Here is a 17514-nt window from a genome sequence, read left to right as displayed (position 1 = left end):
GAAACCATGAAGTCAATATTTCAAATTTTTTTAACAATTAGTTTAGTTGTATTGGCTTCATGTCAACCATCTCAAAAAGAGCAAAAACCCATGCAAAACACTCATAATTTAAGTGCCAAAGAAATACTAAATAAACCTGATTATTTAGCTATTTCTTATGGAGGATATCGTACAAAAACACGTAATACCCAACCCACATTAAATCAATTAAAAGACGATTTAAAAATAATGCATGCCATGGGGATTCGTATTTTAAGAACGTATAATGTGCGTTTGCCGCATGCAGCCAATGTACTTAAAGCAATAGACGAATTAAAAAAAGAAGACGTTAATTTTGAAATGTACGTGATGTTAGGTGCTTGGATAGATTGCAAAAATGCATGGACCGAAATGCCTCTTAATCATAATGAAGAAAGTGAGTATAACCAGGCTGAAATTATGCGTGCTGTAGAGCTGGCCAATACTTATCCAGATATTGTTAAAATAATTGCTGTTGGTAATGAAGCTATGGTAAAATGGGCAACAGCATATTTTGTTCAACCACATATTATACTAAAGTGGGTTAAATACCTTCAAAATTTAAAAAAGGAAGGAAAAATAAACCAAGATGTATGGATTACTAGTTCAGATAACTTTGCCTCTTGGGGTGGTGGAGCAGCCGAATATCATACTCCAGAACTTAACGAATTAATTAATAGTGTAGATTACTTGTCTATCCACACTTATCCTATGCACGATACCCATTATAACCCGGTATTTTGGGGTATTTTATCTAAAGAAAAAAAACTGAGTAACACTGAAAAACTCGATAAAGTAATGAATCGTTCCTTAAGTTATGCTATATCTCAATACGATAGCGTGGTCAGTTATATGCAATCTCAAGGCCTTAAAAAACCAGTTCATATCGGCGAAACTGGATGGGCAAGTGTATCTAGTGGTTTTTATGGAGAACATGGATCAAAAGCTACCGATGAGTATAAACAAGCATTGTATTACCACAAAATAAGAGAATGGGCTACTCAAAATAAAATTAAGTGTTTCTATTTTGAAGCTTTCGACGAGCCATGGAAAGATGCACATAATCCAACTGGTTCAGAAAACTTTTTTGGGCTTTTTACGGTCGAAGGAAAAGCAAAATACGCCCTTTGGGATGCGGTAGATCATAAAGTATTTGAAGGCTTAACCCGAGATGGTAACGAAATAACGAAAACATACAAAGGTAAAATGACGGATCTTCTTCTGGATGTATCTATGCCTCCAGTTAAAAATGAAATTACGGTAAATCATTAAAATTAATCATGAAAAAAAGTATCTATGAGACGGTTTTATATTTTAATACTAAACTTATTAATTATTATGATTGCTAGTTCTTGCGAAGAAGCTAAAGACAACTCCAAAGCTAAATTAAAAGTTGAAGTAGTTGAAACATCAAGAAGTGGAAATCAACTAACTGAAATAAAAATATTTAGCCAGTCTGAAGCTCAAACTAAAGTTACTTTAAATCCTCAAAAAACCTTCCAGACTTTTACAGGTTTTGGAGGTGCTTTTACCGAATCTTCAGCTTACTTGCTAAATCAGCTTAGCCCCGAAAACAGAAAAAAAATTATCGATGCGTATTTTGCTGAAACTGGAGCACGATATTCTTTAATGAGAACCCACATGAATTCGTGCGATTTTTCATTAAGTCAATATTCGTATGCCCCAGTAGAAGGCGATACCAATTTAGAACATTTCTCAGTAGAAGAAGATAAATCAGATTTAATCCCAATGATTAAAGACGCCATGAAGGCTTCTAATGAAGGATTCAAACTATTTGCATCACCTTGGACAGCTCCACCATGGATGAAAACTAATAACGAATGGGTTGGCGGCAAGCTTAAACCTGAATATTACGATACTTGGGCGCTTTTCTTTTCAAAATATGTAGATGCATATAAAGCAGAAGGAATTGATCTTTGGGGCTTTACCGTAGAAAATGAACCACATGGTAATGGGAATAATTGGGAAAGTATGCATTATACACCCAAAGAAATGACTGAATTTGTAAGAGATTATTTAGGCCCTAAACTTGAACAAGATGGCAAAGGCGATTTGGTTATTTTAGGTTACGATCAGAATAGAGCTGGGATTAAAGAATGGGTAGATGTCATGTATAAAAATGAAGCCAATGCAAAATATTTTGATGGAATAGCTGTACATTGGTACGAAAGTACGTATAAAATTTTTGCAGAAGACTTACAATATGCACACAACAAAGCTCCCGATAAATATTTAATAGAAACAGAAGCCTGCATAGATGCTCAGGTTCCTGTTTGGCAAGAGGACGATTGGTACTGGAGAAAAGAAGCAACGGATTGGGGCTGGGATTGGGCTTCAGAAGACCAAAAATACTTACATCCTAAATATAGACCTGTTTACCGTTATGCTAGAGACATTATAGGTTGTATGAATAATATGGTAGACGGATGGGTAGACTGGAACATGGTGCTAGATCGACAAGGCGGACCTAATTGGTTTAAAAATTGGTGTGTTGCTCCTGTAATTGTAGATCCTGACCAAGATGAAGTATACTTTACACCATTGTATTATACAATGGCACATTTTAGCAAATATGTTCGTCCTGGTGCTAAACGTATTGATTTCGAATCAACCGATAAAGAATTACAAGTTACTGCAGCTACTAATCCTGATGGACATCATGTGGTAATTGTATTTAACCCGTCTGAAGAAGAAAAAATATTTAATCTTCAACTAGGTGAAGCAACAAAAACAATTTCTATTAGTCCACAGGCTATTCAAACTATAAAAATTATTAACTAAAAATGTAAATCATGTCTAATAAGAACACCCCCGACCAAGCAAAAGTACCCGTAGGACAAAAGGCTGCTTTTGGTGCAGGACATTTTATATTAAATGTACTACCTGGCACGCTAGGTGTTTTTATTCAGTTTTTTCTACTAACTGCTTGGGGTGTAGATCCTTTGTGGGCTGGTTTGTTAGGCGGTTTACCTAGAATATTCGATGCTTTCACAGACCCTATAATGGGTTTTATAACTGATAATACCAAGTCGAGATGGGGGCGAAGAAGACCTTACATTTTTTTTGGTTCAATTATAAGCGGTATACTTTTCTTTTTAATGTGGCAATTGGATGATAATGCATCTCAATCTTACATTATTTGGCATGTAATGACCCTTCAATTATTATTTTTAATTGGTAACACGATGTTTGCTACTCCACTTGTTGGTTTAGGTTACGAAATGACATCTGATTATCATGAACGAACTCGCTTAATGGCATTTTCTAATACTATGGGGCAAATTGCATGGATAATTGTTCCTTGGCTTTATGTAATTATTCCAGATTCGAATACATTTAGTACTAAACCTGAAGGAGTAAGAACTATGGCGCTTATTGTAGGAAGTATGACCATTCTTTTTGGAGTATTACCTTCTCTTTTCTGCAAAGGAATGGATGCAGGCGATATGGAAGATAGAGAACGAATTAGTTTCAAAACTCTGGCTAAAAACTTGAAAAAATTGTGGGAAGGCATTGTACAAGTTTCAAAAAATAAGCCATTTATGAAACTTTGTGGTGCTACTTTTTTAGTATTTAATGGGTTTCAATTGGTAGCGGCTTTTGGGGTTTTTATCATTGTGTTTTACATGTATAACGGAAGTTACGAAATGGCCGGAACTTGGCCTGCTTGGTTCAACACCATCAATGCAATTATTACAGCATTTGTTGTTATCCCAATTATTTCTAAAATTGCTACAAAAATAGGAAAACGAAATGCATTTTTATTATCAACATTTCTATCCATCCTTGGTTATGTTCTTAAATGGTGGGGGTTTGATGTAGAACTCAACGCTCAATTTAACGAAACAGCCTTAGGTCAATCTTTAACACAAGGACTTGGAACTGTTTTTAACTTCTTAAATCCTTTTTTTGAAAGCATAGGCGCTAGTTGGTTTGCCATTAATGTAGATGATGGAGTGCCTTGGCTTATTTTCTTGCCTATTCCACTTTTTGCTTTTGGTATGGGTGGATTATTTACCCTTATGATGTCTATGACAGCAGACGTATGCGATTTAGATGAATTAGAAAACGGTCTACCACGAAAAGAGGGAACATTTGGAGCAATTTATTGGTTAATGGTAAAACTTGGCCAATCTATTGCCTTAGTGCTTAGTGGAGTTATTTTGAGTATGGTTGGTTTTGTTCCTGATGCAGAAATTCAAACCATCGAAACCATGTATAATCTTCGAATTGCAGATATTATTGTTCCAGCTGGTACAGCAGCCATAGCCTTTATAGTTATGTGGGGTTACAATTTAGATGAAGACCGGGTGGCCGAAATTGGTAAAGTGCTAAAACGTAGAAAAGTTAAACCTAAAGTTATTTCATCTAGTGGGTATTTAAATCATAAAAACTTTTCTTTTGAAGAACTTAATCTTCAACCAGAATTAAAGTATGATTTAGACTACGCTAGTAAATCTCCTAAGGAAATCAAAATGCTATTTGCTTCCACTTTAAAAAATGGCCTACATGGTATTTGTTTTAGCCCCTATGAAGAAGGACAAGATTTAAGCGATGAGCTTACAGAAGAACAGATTAGCAGAAGAATGCGTATAATTAAACCTTATACCCAATGGGTACGTTCTTTCTCCTGTACAAAAGGAAACGAATACATCCCAAAAATTGCAAAAGAAAACAACTTGCAAACGGTAGTAGGTGCTTGGATTAGTAATGATGTAGAGAAAAACGAAGCTGAAATTAAAGAATTGGTATCATTAGCTAAAACTGGTATGGTCGATGTAGCTGTGGTAGGTAACGAAGTCTTGCTACGTGGTGAACTTTCAGTTGAAGAAGTTATAACTTATCTCGAACGTGTAAAAAGTCTTATTCCTGAAGGTATTCCAGTTGCATACGTAGATTCATACTATATTTTTGATCAATATCCTTCATTAATTGAAGCATCAGATTTAATTTTAATAAATTGTTACCCATTTTGGGAAGGAGCTCATATAGATGTTTCTTCAGCTTATCTAAGGTATATGTACAAATTAATTAAAAAGCAAGCACAAGGAAAACCTGTAATTATTTCAGAAACTGGTTGGCCTAGCGATGGAGAGAGTACTGAAAATGCCGACCCATCCAATATAAATGCTATGAAATATTTTATTAATGTTAACCATTGGGCAAATAAAGAAAACATCCAGCTGTTTTATTTCTCTTCCTTTGACGAATCCTGGAAAATTCATCATGAAGGAGATGTTGGGCAACGTTGGGGAATTTGGAACGAAAATGAACAATTAAAATTTTAACCTATGTCTTACAGAAAAGAACAATTACTAACAGCCAAACAGGAGAATTTTCTCTCTTCTTTACCACATCAAGACTTTTTTCCTGCAGAGACTTCTTTTAAAGACTTAAAAGAAATTTATAACAAATTACTTTCAACAGGAATGCATGGCATTTGTTTTAGTATGTATGAAGATGGTCAGCAACCTGGAGACCACATTACAATCGAACAAGTTAGAAGACGAATTAAAATTTTAAAACCCTACTCCAAGTGGGTGCGTTCTTTTTCTTGTATTGAAGGCAACGAATTTGTTCCCCAAGCTGCTAAAGAAGAAGGTATGAAAACACTGGTTGGAGCCTGGATTGGTGATGACCCCAAAAAAAACAGACAAGAAGTAGATGCCCTTATACAACTTGCAAATAAAGGTTTAGTAGATATTGCAGCCGTTGGTAATGAAGTTTTATACAGAAATGATATACCTTTAGAAGATTTAAAATCTTATATTCGAGAAGTTAGAGCGGCCATTCCTAAAAAAATACCTGTTGGATATGTCGATGCATATTATGAATTTTCTAAACATCCAGATTTAACTGATTTATGCGATGTTATTTTAGCAAATTGTTACCCTTTTTGGGAAAGTTGCCACATCGATTATTCACTAACCCACATGCAACAGATGTTTGGTCAAGCCCTAAATGCAGCCCGAGGTAAAAAGGTAATTATTACAGAAACAGGTTGGCCAAGTAAAGGAGAAAGTTTAGGTGGTGCACAAGCATCAGACGAGAATTTCATGAAATATTTTATTAATACACAAAATTGGTGTAAACAAGCTGGTGTAGAAAGTTTTTATTTTTCATCTTTCGATGAATCATGGAAAATTGGAGATGAAGGAGAAGTTGGTGCTTATTGGGGTATTTGGGATAAAAACGAAAAGTTGAAATATTAGACAAGCTGTATAGTTCTAAAAAATAACCTATACATTAACAATACACCTGTAAATAGCTTTTATTGGTTAAACTTCAAAGAGTCAACAAATCTATAACGATGTAGTAAAAAAACGATAAAAACCAGTTGTATATTATTTGTATTGCTGGTTTTTTTCATTCAACTTAATATTTTCTTACATTTATTAAATAATTAAAAATAAAAAATTATGAGACAAATTACTTTACTATTTATGATGATTGCAGCGGTTGGGTTTTCTCAACAAACTGTAGTTCAAGATTTTGAATCAGCAAGTTCATTTACATTTGCTGGGTTTGAAGGTTTAGGAAGCGTTGCTGTAGAAGCTGCTCCAGTTGGAACTAATGGAAATTCTTTTAAATTGGTAAGTGTAACGGGTGGAAATCCATGGCAAGGTGCAGAAATAGAACAAGCTTCTAATTTTGTTGAATTAACTGACGATAAAACAATGTCTGTTGATGTATATTCAACTCAAGCTTTTACTTTACTTGCTAAAGTTGAGATTGGAGGACCTAATTCTGCTGCATCACAATCTTACACAACTCCTAACCAATGGCAAACAATTACATTTACTTTTAACGAGTCATTAGATGGTACTTCAATAGCAGATGGTATTTATGAAAAGTTAGTTTTTTTCCCTAACTGGGCATCTGACGATAGTGGGTTTAATGCTCCACAAGATTTTACATTATATTTAGATAATGTAACTAGTTCTACTAGCGTTCCAGATCCAGATCCAGAACCATCTGTTGCTGCTCCAACACCACCAAATAGAGCTTCAGAAGATGTTATTTCATTATTTAGTGATCAATACAGCAATATTACTGTAACTACATGGTCAGCTCCTTGGGATTCTGCAGAAATTGAAGATGTTGTGATTGAAGGTAACGCTACTAAAAAAATTACTTTTGGTGGTTTTTTAGGTGTTGATTTCGCTGATAATGCTTTTGACGCTACAGGAATGACTCATTTCCATATGGATTATTGGGTAGCTAATCCTGATTTAGTAAATAAGGTGTTTAATCCAAAATGGTCAAATCATTTAGGAGGTGCAGGAGAGACAAATGCTTACGACCTAAACAATGAATTAATTGGTCAACCATCTGGAGAATGGATACAGCTAGATGTACCTTTATCCGCCTTTAATTTAGTTAACGGCGCAGATAGATCAGCATTTGCTCAGTTTTTAATAACATCTAATATTGGTGGTGTTGCATATGTTGATAATATTTATCTGCACAACCAAACATTGAATAATGATAAATTCACTAAAGCTGAATTTACAACTTTTCCTAACCCAACTAACGACGTTTGGAATATTCAAACTAGCGAGAATATCAGTAAAATTCAAATTTATAATACCGTTGGTCGTTTAGTAAATGAAGTAAATGTTTCAGGTAATGAAGCACAAATTGAAGCAAACAATTTACCAACTGGAATTTATTTTGCAAGAATTTCTAACGAATTCGATCAAACTAAAACTATTAAGTTAATAAAAAAATAAACTAAATTTTAGTGATTAAAGAGTATGTTTGAATTATTTTTGAACATACTCTTTTTTTATGACAACACTCAAACAACTTGCTAAACTTCTTAATGTTTCAGTTTCAACTGTTTCTAAAGCTTTAAGCGATGCTGACGATATTGGAGAAGAAACTAAAAAGCGAGTTAAAGAACTTGCTGAAACCTTAAATTATAAACCAAATAAGCTTGCACTAGGATTAAAAAGTAATGTAACCAATACACTAGGTGTAGTTATTCCAGATATTCTTAATCCTTTTTTTGCTGAAGTGCTCTACGGAATCCAAAAACAAGCCAACGCAAAAGGTTATGATACTTTGGTATGTATTTCAAATGAAACAACACAAACAGAAATTAACGCTATTCAACTTTTAAAACAAGGAAGAATTGATGGGTTTATAATTTCACCAGCTTCCCAAACCATTCAAACCAATAATTTTACACACTTAGAAGCAGCAAAAAACGAACGTATAAAATTTGTAATGTTCGATCGGGTAGACAACAATATTCAAACTGATAAAGTAAGTATAGACGACCAAAAAGCAGTTTTCAGTGCTACAGAATGGCTCATTAAAAAAGGAAAATCTAAGATTGTATATTTAAGCAATATTGAGAACTTAAATATTAGCTCAGATCGTAAAAAGGGTTTCCATGAAGCATTACACAAACATAATATTCAAATTCAACCCGAATTTGAATTGAATTTAACCAATATTGAAACTGCTCATAAAACCATCGAAAAATTTATTAAATCTAATCATTTTGATGCCGCTATTGCAGTAGATAATAATTCAGCTATTATGTTTCAGAGTTTACTAAAGAGTTTTAAACCAGAATTGGTTAACCAAATTACTTGTATTGGTTTTGCTAATTCTAAAACATCAAAACTGGCTTATCCACCTTTGAGTTACATCAATCAAAATGCTACTAAAATTGGTGAACAAGCAGTAGATTTAATAATTGAACGTATTAAAGATAAAAGTGATAACCCTACATATAAGGAAATTAAAGTAGCTACTGATGTAGTTGAAGTTTAACTATAAAATTTTTTAAGAATGAAGTTTCTAAAAGAATTCAAAGAATTTGCCATTAAAGGAAACATGTTCGATATGGCAATCGGAATTATTATAGGTGCAGCATTTAGTAAAATAGTAACTTCTTTAGTAAAGGACATAATTATGCCTCCTTTAGGTTATGTAACAGGTAAAATTAATTTTTCTAGTTATCAAATTATTTTGCAAGAAGCAGAAGTTAATCCAGATGGTACTTCAAAAGAAGTCGTAGCTATTAATTATGGTTTATTCCTAGAATCATTATTCGATTTTATTATTGTTGGAATTTCTATTTTTTTAGTTATTAAATTTTTCAATAGGTTAAGAAATAAAGCAGAAGACGAAAGTAATCCTGTTGAAGCTACACCAAAAAACATAGAGCTTTTAGCAGAAATACGCGATTTACTGAAAGAAAATCAACAAACTAAATAAAACCCTTTTAAAATCTTTAGTGTCCGATTAAAAAAAGGACTTGTTTCAATTATAAACGAAACTAAGCTTCTATGTTCTGCTGTACAACCATGTTTAAATAAGGATGAGTTAGTATCCCAAGTTTATTAAACCTTTTCTATATTCATAAGTCTAACAGGTATTCAAGAATTTTGTTTAATTAAAACTAAAACCATGCTAAAAAAATTATTTTACCTGAGTTTTGCTTTTATACTTGTACTTTCGATTTCTTCGTGTAGTATTTTTCAAGCTAAAAAAGGAAAGCCCAGTTCAGCCCAGGCCCAAGGTAAAAAAAGTAAAAAAGGAGGAGTTCAGCCCTATTCAAAAGTAATTACAAAAGAAGCTAAATCAGACGAAGGTTTATTCACCGTTCATTTAGTAGATGATAAATACTTTTTCGAAATACCAGATAGTTTATTTAACCGAGAAATGTTAATGGTAACTCGAATAGCTAAAACAGCTAGTGGCATTGGTTTTGGTGGCGGTAAACAAAACGAACAAGTATTGCGCTGGGTACAAAAAGGAGATAAAGTTCATGTAAAAGTAGTTTCGTACAATGTAGTTGCTGCAGATTCACTACCTGTACATGAAGCAGTTGTAAATTCTAATTTTGAACCAATCTTATATTCTTTTGATGTAAAAGCCAGAAAAAATGATTCAATAAATAACAACACGGTAGTAGATGTTACTGATTTATTTCAAAAAGATGTAAAAGCCATCGGTTTTCAAGATCGGAGAAGAAAACAATATAAAGTTTCTCGCTTAGACGATTCTCGTTCGTACATCGATACCATTCGTTCATATCCAAAAAACATTGAAGTTCGCCATGTAAAAACCTACAATGCAGGCGAACCGCCTTCCAATTCAAGTACAGGGTCTATTTCTTTAGAGTTTAGTAATTCTATGATTTTATTAGACAAAGAACCTTACCGAAGAAGATATTTTGATCAGCGCGTAGGTTGGTTTACCACAGGACAAGTAGACTATGGCTTAGACGCTCAAAAATCAGAATCTGTTCGATATTTAGATCGTTGGAGATTGGAAGTAAAAGATGAAGACATTGAAAAGTTTAATAACGGTGAATTGGTGGAACCAAAGAAACAAATTGTTTATTATGTAGATCGTGCCACACCCAAAAAATGGATACCATACATTAAACAAGGTATTGAAGACTGGCAAGTAGCTTTTGAAGCTGCTGGATTTAAAAATGCAATTATTGCAAAAGATCCACCAACAGTAGAAGAAGATCCAGATTGGAGCCCAGAAGATGCACGCTACTCGGTAGTTCGTTATTTAGCATCACCCATCCCTAATGCCAACGGACCTCACGTAAGTGACCCGAGAAGTGGAGAAATTATTGAATCTGATATTAATTGGTATCATAATGTAATGACACTGTTAAGAAACTGGTTTTTTGTGCAAACTGCAGCCATTAATCCACAAGCGCAAGGTGTAGAATTTGAAGATGAAGTAATGGGAAGATTAATTCGCTTTGTTTCTTCGCACGAAGTTGGTCATACCTTAGGTTTACCACATAACATGGCAAGCTCTTCTGCTTATCCGGTCGAAAAATTAAGAGATCCAGAATTTACTAAAAAAATGGGAACAGCTCCATCTATTATGGACTATGCACGTTTTAATTATATAGCACAACCAGAAGATGGCGATGTTGCTTTAATGCCAGAAATAGGACCTTACGATAAATATGCCATCATGTGGGGTTACAAACCAATTTTAGATAAAACTCCAAAAGAAGAAAAAGAAATTTTAGATCAATGGATTGTAGCAAAAGCAGATGACCCCGTTTACCGTTTTGGGAAACAACAAAGTGGTGGTATTATCGATCCCTCTGCACAAACTGAAGATTTAGGAGACGATGCTATGCTTGCTTCAGAATATGGAATAAAAAACCTAAAAAGAATTGTTCCAAACCTAATTAAATGGACCGAAGAAAGTGGAAAAAATTATGATGACTTAGAAGAGTTGTATAAACAAAGTTTAGGTCAATTTAATCGCTATATGGGACACGTAACTGCTAATATTGGTGGTGTTTACGAATACTACTATACCTACGACCAAGAAAAAGCAAATTATGTACATGTAGAGAAAACACATCAAAAAAAGGCAATGAATTTCTTACAAGATCAATTGTTTACCACTCCAGAATGGATGATTGATGCTGAAATATTAAATAAATTTGAATTTGACGGTTACTTGGAACGCATCCGCGGATACCAAGAAAGAACATTAAATAATATATTAGATTTTGGTCGATTTGCCCGAATGATGGAAAATGAAGAGCTTAATGGAAACGAAGCTTATGCTATAGATGAAATGATGCTAGACTTACGCCAGGGATTATTTGGCGAATTAAGAAGTGGTGAAGAAATTTCTAGAATTAGAAGAAATTTACAACGTGTCTATATTTCAAGAATGCATTATTTAATGACTGAAAAACAAAATAGCGTTCCGGCTCGTTACCAAAGATACATTAACCAAAGTAATATTGATGTAGAAAAAAGTGATATCCGCCCTTTAGTTAGAGCAGAATTAAAACAACTAAAAAGAGATTTACAACGTGGTTTAAACCGAACTACAGATAAAATGTCCAGGTACCATATTGAAGATGCAATTGCACGTATTAACGATATTTTAGACCCCAAAGGATAATTTGAAGCTAATGTATTTTATAATTTTTAGCATCGAGCGAAGTCGGGATCTAACTGGTTCTCGACTCCGCTCGAACTTTAAACAACATATTATACACTAGAACTGAAGCTCAAACCAAAACAAGCCACGCTAATTTAGCGTGGCTTGTTTTTTTCTTCTATCCAAAGCGACATATATTTTGTGCTTTGTAATTGATTGTGCTGTAAAATTTGACCAAAGAAGTGTTGCTGCCTATGCTTGGCTAAACTATCTTCAATGTAATGTAATTTAGCTTCAAAATGCCTTATAAATGTGTTTTTAGAAAATCGTTTTTCTAAAATATCAATGGCATTTCGTTGTGCTTTATTCCAGCGTTTTTCTAATTTATACAACAAAATCGCTTGTTTAGCAATTTCATTTGGTGTATTGGCAATTTCTCCAGCCCAAGGTAAATCGCCAGGCATTCCTTCTACGCCAATGCTTGTGGTTATACTTGGTGTACCAGTTAATAAGGCATCTAGCAATTTTCCTTTTAAACCTGCACCAAAACGAAGTGGCGCTAAAAGAACTTTTGCATTTTGAATAACCTCTAAGGCATTTTCTGCTCTTCCTTTTACTAAAAAACCTTGCTTAGTATTGTGGAGCTGTTCTACTTTTTGTTTGGCATAAGCTCCGTAAATGTGTAATTCTGCATCGGGAAGCTCTTGTTTAATTAAGGGCCAAATTTGCTCTTTTAAATACAATACTTGATCCCAATTTGGAGGATGTAAAAAATTTCCAATACTTAAAAAATGTGCTCTGTTTGAAAAGGATTGTAAATTACTTAACTGCGGAATTTCATCCTTATTTACCAAAAAAGGCAAGTAAAACAATTGCGTTGGCTTAATATTAAAATGAAGCATTAATATACGCATTTCAGCTTCAGATATTAATAAACTTAGGTCACAACGTAATATAGAAGCAATTTCGCGTTTCGCACTTTCAGTAAAAAGTAAATTAGGCTTAAAATTGATGTTTTGCTTTTTTGCTTCTTGTCTAGCTTTACGTAAAAAGTGTAAGTCTTCTGTGTCTAGTACCGTAATAGCATCTGGACAAATTTCGCGAACGCGCCAACCTAACTGTTCTTCCATTATAAAACGGTCGAATAATACATACGTTGGTTGTAAGTTTTCTATAAATTGATCAAAACTAGCATCGTTTATTTTAATTCTGGTTTCTTTAATTTTTCGTTTAGATAAAGCTTCACTGTGCAGTGTTTTTTGTGCTGCAGACGCAAAGCAAACTTCAAAACCCCAATCTAAAAACACATCGATGAGCTGAAGCATTCTACTTCCGGCTGCAGAAGATGTAGGTTCGGGCCAAAGCATTCCTACTATAAGTAATTTCTTCATGGTGTAACGATTTACATTTTACTTCGACTGCATCAAAATATTTGTACTTTTGGTATATGACGAAAGCAAGAACAAAGTTAAATCCTATAAATTGGGTTGACAAATATTCAGACTATTTGTTCAACTTTGCCATAAGTCGGGTTAATAACTGAAACACCGCTAATGTCTTGGTGGCAGAAACTTTTTTAGCAGTACTAAATTCAAAAGCTAGCTTTAAAGGAAATGCAAGTGAAAAAAACGTGTTTGGTTGCTATCTTAATACATAAAATTAGTAGATTGCTAAGGGTCAAACTGGTTTAAATAATAATGCAAGAAGAAGAGAAACAAGAGCTTAAAAATAAACTCGAGCTTTAATTTTTAGTTGTAGCCAAAATTAAGTCTGCTGTTCGTTCACTTGCACCTAGACCACCCAATTTTTTTTGAAGTAAATAATAATCTTTTAAGATTCGATTTCTGTTTTCGGTTTCCAAAATGACTTTTAATTCCTGTTGAAGTCGTTTTTCGTTAAAGTTATTTTGAATTAGCTCAGTTACTACTTCTCGGCCCATAATTAAATTAACCAAAGAAATATATTTTAATTGAACAATGCGTTTGGCAATGTGGTAAGAAATAAAATTTCCTTTATAACAAACTACTTCGGGCACCTGAAACAAAGCCGTTTCTAAAGTAGCTGTCCCCGATGTAACTAAGGCAGCATGCGAAATACTTAATAAATCGTAAGTTTCATTTTTTACTAAAACTACTTGAGTGTTTTTTATAAATTGCATATAAAACTCATCACCTTGACTTGGTGCTCCAGCTATAACAAATTGATAGCTTGGAAAATATTTAAGCATGGCCAACATGCTTTGTAACATTTTTGCAATTTCTTGTTTTCTGCTTCCGGGCAAAAGCGCAATAATCGGTAACTCGCTTAATTTGTGTTTTTTTCTAAATTTCGCTTCATTTACACTAGGCCTATTTTCAACGGCATCTAATAAAGGATGCCCCACAAAATGAACAGGAAATTGATGTTTTTTTTCATAAAAATCTTTTTCAAAAGGCAGAATTACATACATGTGGTCTACATCACATTTAATAGACTTAATGCGGTTTTCTTTCCACGCCCAAATTTGTGGAGAAATGTAATAATGTGTAGTTATTCCTTTGATTTTTGCCCACTTGGCAATGCGCATATTAAATCCTGGATAATCTATAAATATAATTGCATCTGGATTAAATGAAGCAATATCTTGCTTACAAAACTTGATGTTTTGTAAAATAGTTTTTAGGTTAGTAATTACTTCCCAAAACCCCATAAAAGCTAGATCGCGATAATGTTTTACAAGTTTTGCTCCAGCAGCTTCCATTAAATCCCCACCCCAAGCTCGTATTTCTGCTTGCGTATCTTTTTTACGAAGCGCTTTAATAAGGTTGGCCGCATGTAAATCTCCAGAAGCTTCACCAGCAATAATGTAGTATTTCATGTTATAATTTTGAAAGCTCTAGCAAAGTTAAAATTAAAACCCGAGCTAAACCTTAAAATTCTAATGAAACCAGACCGCAGCAAATTAAAATTAGTCTTCGGCAAGCGTAACTTTTACCACAAAGCCTAGTTTTTCTAATATTACCCAGCATTTATTACCAGACACATATTTAATTTTTCCTTTTTGGCCTTCAAACCCTAACTCACTTAAATCGATATCCTGTCCAGGCTTTAATGTTTCAATTTCTGTGTTTACTACGTTGGGTTTCTCTAAAGAATCTCTAAGAGCCTTTATTTCTTCTTCGCTTACTTTTGCTGGTTTTCTTTGCCAAAATAAATACCGAATGGCACCACTAAATTCAAAAACAAGACTTCGTTCAGATTCCTTTAACTTTACCAGTATCATAGATGGTAAAACAGGAACTTGTACTTTCTTTTTTCGGTCGCTCCACTGCCTAATTTCTGTTCGTGTAGGACAGTATGCTTCAATATTTGCAGCATGAAGTTGCTTGGTTAAATTTCGAGAAGCATTGGGCTTGGTGTATAGCACCATCCATTCTTCTACTTCTTTTTCAATAATTTTCAAGATAGTTAGTTTTACACAAAAGTACATTTTCATTTAGCTTTTATCAATTTTTTTTGATGGGATTTCAAATCACTAATCGACTAAGCTTTCTACAAATTTACTAAGTTTGCTAAAAAACACCTTGTCTTCAACTTTTAGATTTAAACATTTCACCGTACAACAAGATCAATCTGCTATGAAAATAGGGACAGATGCTGTTTTGCTTGGTGCTTGGGCTTCGCTAAAACATCAACCCAATTCTATTTTAGATGTAGGAGCAGGCACGGGAATTATTGCCTTGCAAATGGCTCAACGGAGTTTAGCAGAAACTATTGATGCAATTGAGTTAAACGATGCCGCTTTTGAAGAATGTGTAACTAATTTTGAAAACAGCTCTTGGGGAGCTCGGCTTTTTTGTTATCACGCCAGCTTTCAAGAGTTTGTTGTTGAAGTTGACGAACTTTATGAAAGCATAATTTCGAATCCTCCATTTTTTAACCACAAAAGGAATACAGGCGTGCAAAACCCAAGAACAAATGCACGTTTTACAGAAACCTTAGCATTTGAAGATTTGCTTGCAGGTGTGGCCAACTTATTAAGTGAAAATGGTGTTTTTTCTTGTATTATTCCAGCAGAGTTTCATTTAGAATTTATAGCAATTGCGAAAGAAAATAAATTACGATTAAACCGAATTTGTTACGTAAAAGGGAATCCAGATACGCCGGTAAAACGCTGTTTAATGGAATTTTCTTTTCAGAAAAGCCAATTACAGGAAGAAGATTTAACCATCGAGTTTGCGAGACATCACTACACAGAAGATTATGTTGCGCTTACTAAGGATTTTTATCTTAAGATGTAAATTTGCATGTCCGATGTAAATACTAAATTACTTGTTGGATGTAGTAAGATGATTTTTTATAAATTTTCCTTCTTTAAATACTGAAGAAAATCGGCTACCACAAAAGTGCTACCTCCCACAAAAATTAAATCTTGCTTTGTTGAAGCTGTACATGCATTTTGATAGGCTTCTTCAACAGAACGAAAGGATTTGCAGTTTAGACCAATTTGCTGCCCTTCACTTAAAAGTTTTAAGTGAGATTGTGCTCTAGGAATTTTTGGTTCGCAAAAATAATAATTAGCCGACTTAGGAAGTAATTGTAAGCTGCGGTTTACATCTTTGTCGTTTACCATTCCAAAAACAACATGTAATTTTATGAAATTTTCTTTAGCTAATTCTTCTGCTATTAATGTAATTCCAGCTTCGTTGTGTCCTGTATCACAAATCACTTTCGGATTTTGTTGTATAATTTGCCAACGGCCTAATAAACCGGTGTTTTCTCTTACATTGGCAATTCCTTTTTCAATGTTATTTTTGCTTATATTGAATTTAGTTTTCAACAAATCTATGGCTGTTTGTAGCGTGCGTAAATTTTTCTGTTGAAACTTTACCAAGTTTAAATCTTTAGGGATAGCTTCCTTTTCATTCACTAAATGTAGTTGTGCATTTTCTATTTCGGCTTTTGCTTTAAAGACAGAAAAAGTTTCCGAATTAAATTCTCCGATAACTACAGGGGTGTTTTTTTTAATAATTCCAGCTTTTTCACCAGCAATTTTAGCTAAGGTATTTCCTAAAAAAGCCGTGTGGTCGAAAGAAATATTGGTTATTACCGAAAGTTCTGGTTCAATAATATTAGTAGAGTCTAATCTTCCACCCAATCCAACTTCAATGATAGCGATATCTACTTTTTGTTCAGCAAAATAAGAAAATGCCATGCCAACTGTCATTTCAAAAAACGAAAGTTCTTGTTTTTGCATAAACTCACGGTTGTTTTCGACAAATTGAATTACATTTTGTTGGGGAATTAATTGGCCATTAATTTTGATGCGTTCGCGAAAATCAATTAAGTGTGGTGATGTGTATAATCCAACCTTATAGCCTGCTTCCTGAAAAATTGAAGCTAAATTATGGCTTATAGAACCTTTGCCATTTGTACCACCAACATGTATGGATTTAAATTTTTTTTCAGGATAATTTAAATACTCAGCGAAAGCTATGGTATTGTTTAAATTGGCTTTATAAGCTGCTTTGCCTTGGCGCTGATACATGGGTAATTGGTTAAATAACCAATTAATGCACTCTTCGTAATTCATAA

The 17514-nt window shown here is 33.8% G+C and carries 13 protein-coding genes; 9 read left to right on the top strand and 4 right to left on the bottom strand.

The genetic code is table 11. The features are described 5' to 3' along the window. Positions 1-6 precede the first annotated feature (6 nt). The 8 genes from IEV63_RS00935 (at position 7) to IEV63_RS00900 (ending at position 11961) form a co-directional block, all read left to right on the top strand. The gene (locus IEV63_RS00935) at positions 7-1290 is read left to right on the top strand and encodes a glycoside hydrolase family 17 protein (protein ID WP_188404874.1); all 1284 of its coding nucleotides are present in this window, start codon (positions 7-9) and stop codon (positions 1288-1290) included. A gap of 24 nt (positions 1291-1314) precedes the next feature. Then, complete coding sequence (locus IEV63_RS00930; protein ID WP_188404873.1) at positions 1315-2820, top strand: glycoside hydrolase family 30 protein; 1506 nt, start codon at positions 1315-1317, stop codon at positions 2818-2820. Between the two features lie 11 nt (positions 2821-2831). Beyond that, positions 2832-5327 carry an MFS transporter gene (locus IEV63_RS00925; protein WP_188404872.1) on the top strand — a complete coding sequence of 832 codons (2496 nt, stop codon included), beginning with the start codon at positions 2832-2834 and terminating at the stop codon, positions 5325-5327. Positions 5328-5330: 3 nt separating this feature from the next. Then, a complete protein-coding gene (locus tag IEV63_RS00920) occupies positions 5331-6251 on the top strand; it encodes a glycoside hydrolase family 17 protein (protein ID WP_188404871.1) in 921 nt (306 codons plus the stop codon). Between the two features lie 207 nt (positions 6252-6458). Next, complete coding sequence (locus tag IEV63_RS00915) at positions 6459-7772, top strand: T9SS type A sorting domain-containing protein (RefSeq protein WP_188404870.1); 1314 nt, start codon at positions 6459-6461, stop codon at positions 7770-7772. A 58-nt stretch (positions 7773-7830) separates the two neighbouring features. After that, a complete protein-coding gene (locus IEV63_RS00910; RefSeq protein ID WP_188404869.1) occupies positions 7831-8826 on the top strand; it encodes a LacI family DNA-binding transcriptional regulator in 996 nt (331 codons plus the stop codon). An 18-nt stretch (positions 8827-8844) separates the two neighbouring features. Beyond that, positions 8845-9273 (top strand): large-conductance mechanosensitive channel protein MscL, encoded by a 429-nt coding sequence (gene mscL / locus IEV63_RS00905; RefSeq protein WP_188404868.1) that lies wholly within the window; start codon positions 8845-8847, stop codon positions 9271-9273. Positions 9274-9465: 192 nt separating this feature from the next. Next, the gene (locus IEV63_RS00900) at positions 9466-11961 is read left to right on the top strand and encodes a zinc-dependent metalloprotease (RefSeq protein WP_188404867.1); all 2496 of its coding nucleotides are present in this window, start codon (positions 9466-9468) and stop codon (positions 11959-11961) included. 134 nt (positions 11962-12095) lie between these two features. Here the strand turns inward: IEV63_RS00900 and IEV63_RS00895 are convergent, their stop codons facing one another. The 3 genes from IEV63_RS00895 to IEV63_RS00885 form a co-directional block, all read right to left on the bottom strand. Beyond that, positions 12096-13331: a glycosyltransferase gene (locus tag IEV63_RS00895; RefSeq protein ID WP_188404866.1), complete on the bottom strand. Its 1236-nt coding sequence runs from the start codon at positions 13329-13331 to the stop codon at positions 12096-12098. Positions 13332-13681: 350 nt separating this feature from the next. Beyond that, the gene (lpxB, locus tag IEV63_RS00890) at positions 13682-14797 is read right to left on the bottom strand and encodes a lipid-A-disaccharide synthase (RefSeq protein WP_188404865.1); all 1116 of its coding nucleotides are present in this window, start codon (positions 14795-14797) and stop codon (positions 13682-13684) included. Between the two features lie 90 nt (positions 14798-14887). Continuing rightward, the gene (locus IEV63_RS00885) at positions 14888-15382 is read right to left on the bottom strand and encodes a UpxY family transcription antiterminator (protein WP_229737142.1); all 495 of its coding nucleotides are present in this window, start codon (positions 15380-15382) and stop codon (positions 14888-14890) included. Between the two features lie 106 nt (positions 15383-15488). Between IEV63_RS00885 and IEV63_RS00880 the strand changes: the two genes are divergently transcribed. Then, on the top strand, positions 15489-16220 hold the full coding sequence (locus IEV63_RS00880; protein WP_229737141.1) for a tRNA1(Val) (adenine(37)-N6)-methyltransferase: 732 nt from the start codon (positions 15489-15491) through the stop codon (positions 16218-16220). Positions 16221-16276: 56 nt separating this feature from the next. On the opposite strand, the gene IEV63_RS00875 is transcribed toward IEV63_RS00880, so the two are convergent. Beyond that, positions 16277-17512 (bottom strand): bifunctional folylpolyglutamate synthase/dihydrofolate synthase, encoded by a 1236-nt coding sequence (locus tag IEV63_RS00875; protein WP_188404864.1) that lies wholly within the window; start codon positions 17510-17512, stop codon positions 16277-16279. Positions 17513-17514 lie beyond the last annotated feature (2 nt).

Source organism: Psychroflexus salis, assembly GCF_014640175.1.
Lineage (GTDB): Bacteria > Bacteroidota > Bacteroidia > Flavobacteriales > Flavobacteriaceae > Psychroflexus > Psychroflexus salis.
This window is presented reverse-complemented; position numbering and strand designations above follow the sequence as displayed.

Bases quoted from the DNA above. Each gene is read 5' to 3' on its own strand.
- IEV63_RS00935 (WP_188404874.1), top strand. From the start codon at position 7: ATGAAGTCAATATTTCAAATTTTTTTAACAATTAGTTTAGTTGTATTG.
- IEV63_RS00930 (WP_188404873.1), top strand. From the start codon at position 1,315: ATGAGACGGTTTTATATTTTAATACTAAACTTATTAATTATTATGATT.
- IEV63_RS00925 (WP_188404872.1), top strand. From the start codon at position 2,832: ATGTCTAATAAGAACACCCCCGACCAAGCAAAAGTACCCGTAGGACAA.
- IEV63_RS00920 (WP_188404871.1), top strand. From the start codon at position 5,331: ATGTCTTACAGAAAAGAACAATTACTAACAGCCAAACAGGAGAATTTT.
- IEV63_RS00915 (WP_188404870.1), top strand. From the start codon at position 6,459: ATGAGACAAATTACTTTACTATTTATGATGATTGCAGCGGTTGGGTTT.
- IEV63_RS00910 (WP_188404869.1), top strand. From the start codon at position 7,831: ATGACAACACTCAAACAACTTGCTAAACTTCTTAATGTTTCAGTTTCA.
- mscL (WP_188404868.1), top strand. From the start codon at position 8,845: ATGAAGTTTCTAAAAGAATTCAAAGAATTTGCCATTAAAGGAAACATG.
- IEV63_RS00900 (WP_188404867.1), top strand. From the start codon at position 9,466: ATGCTAAAAAAATTATTTTACCTGAGTTTTGCTTTTATACTTGTACTT.
- IEV63_RS00895 (WP_188404866.1), bottom strand. From the start codon at position 13,331: ATGAAGAAATTACTTATAGTAGGAATGCTTTGGCCCGAACCTACATCT.
- lpxB (WP_188404865.1), bottom strand. From the start codon at position 14,797: ATGAAATACTACATTATTGCTGGTGAAGCTTCTGGAGATTTACATGCG.
- IEV63_RS00875 (WP_188404864.1), bottom strand. From the start codon at position 17,512: ATGAATTACGAAGAGTGCATTAATTGGTTATTTAACCAATTACCCATG.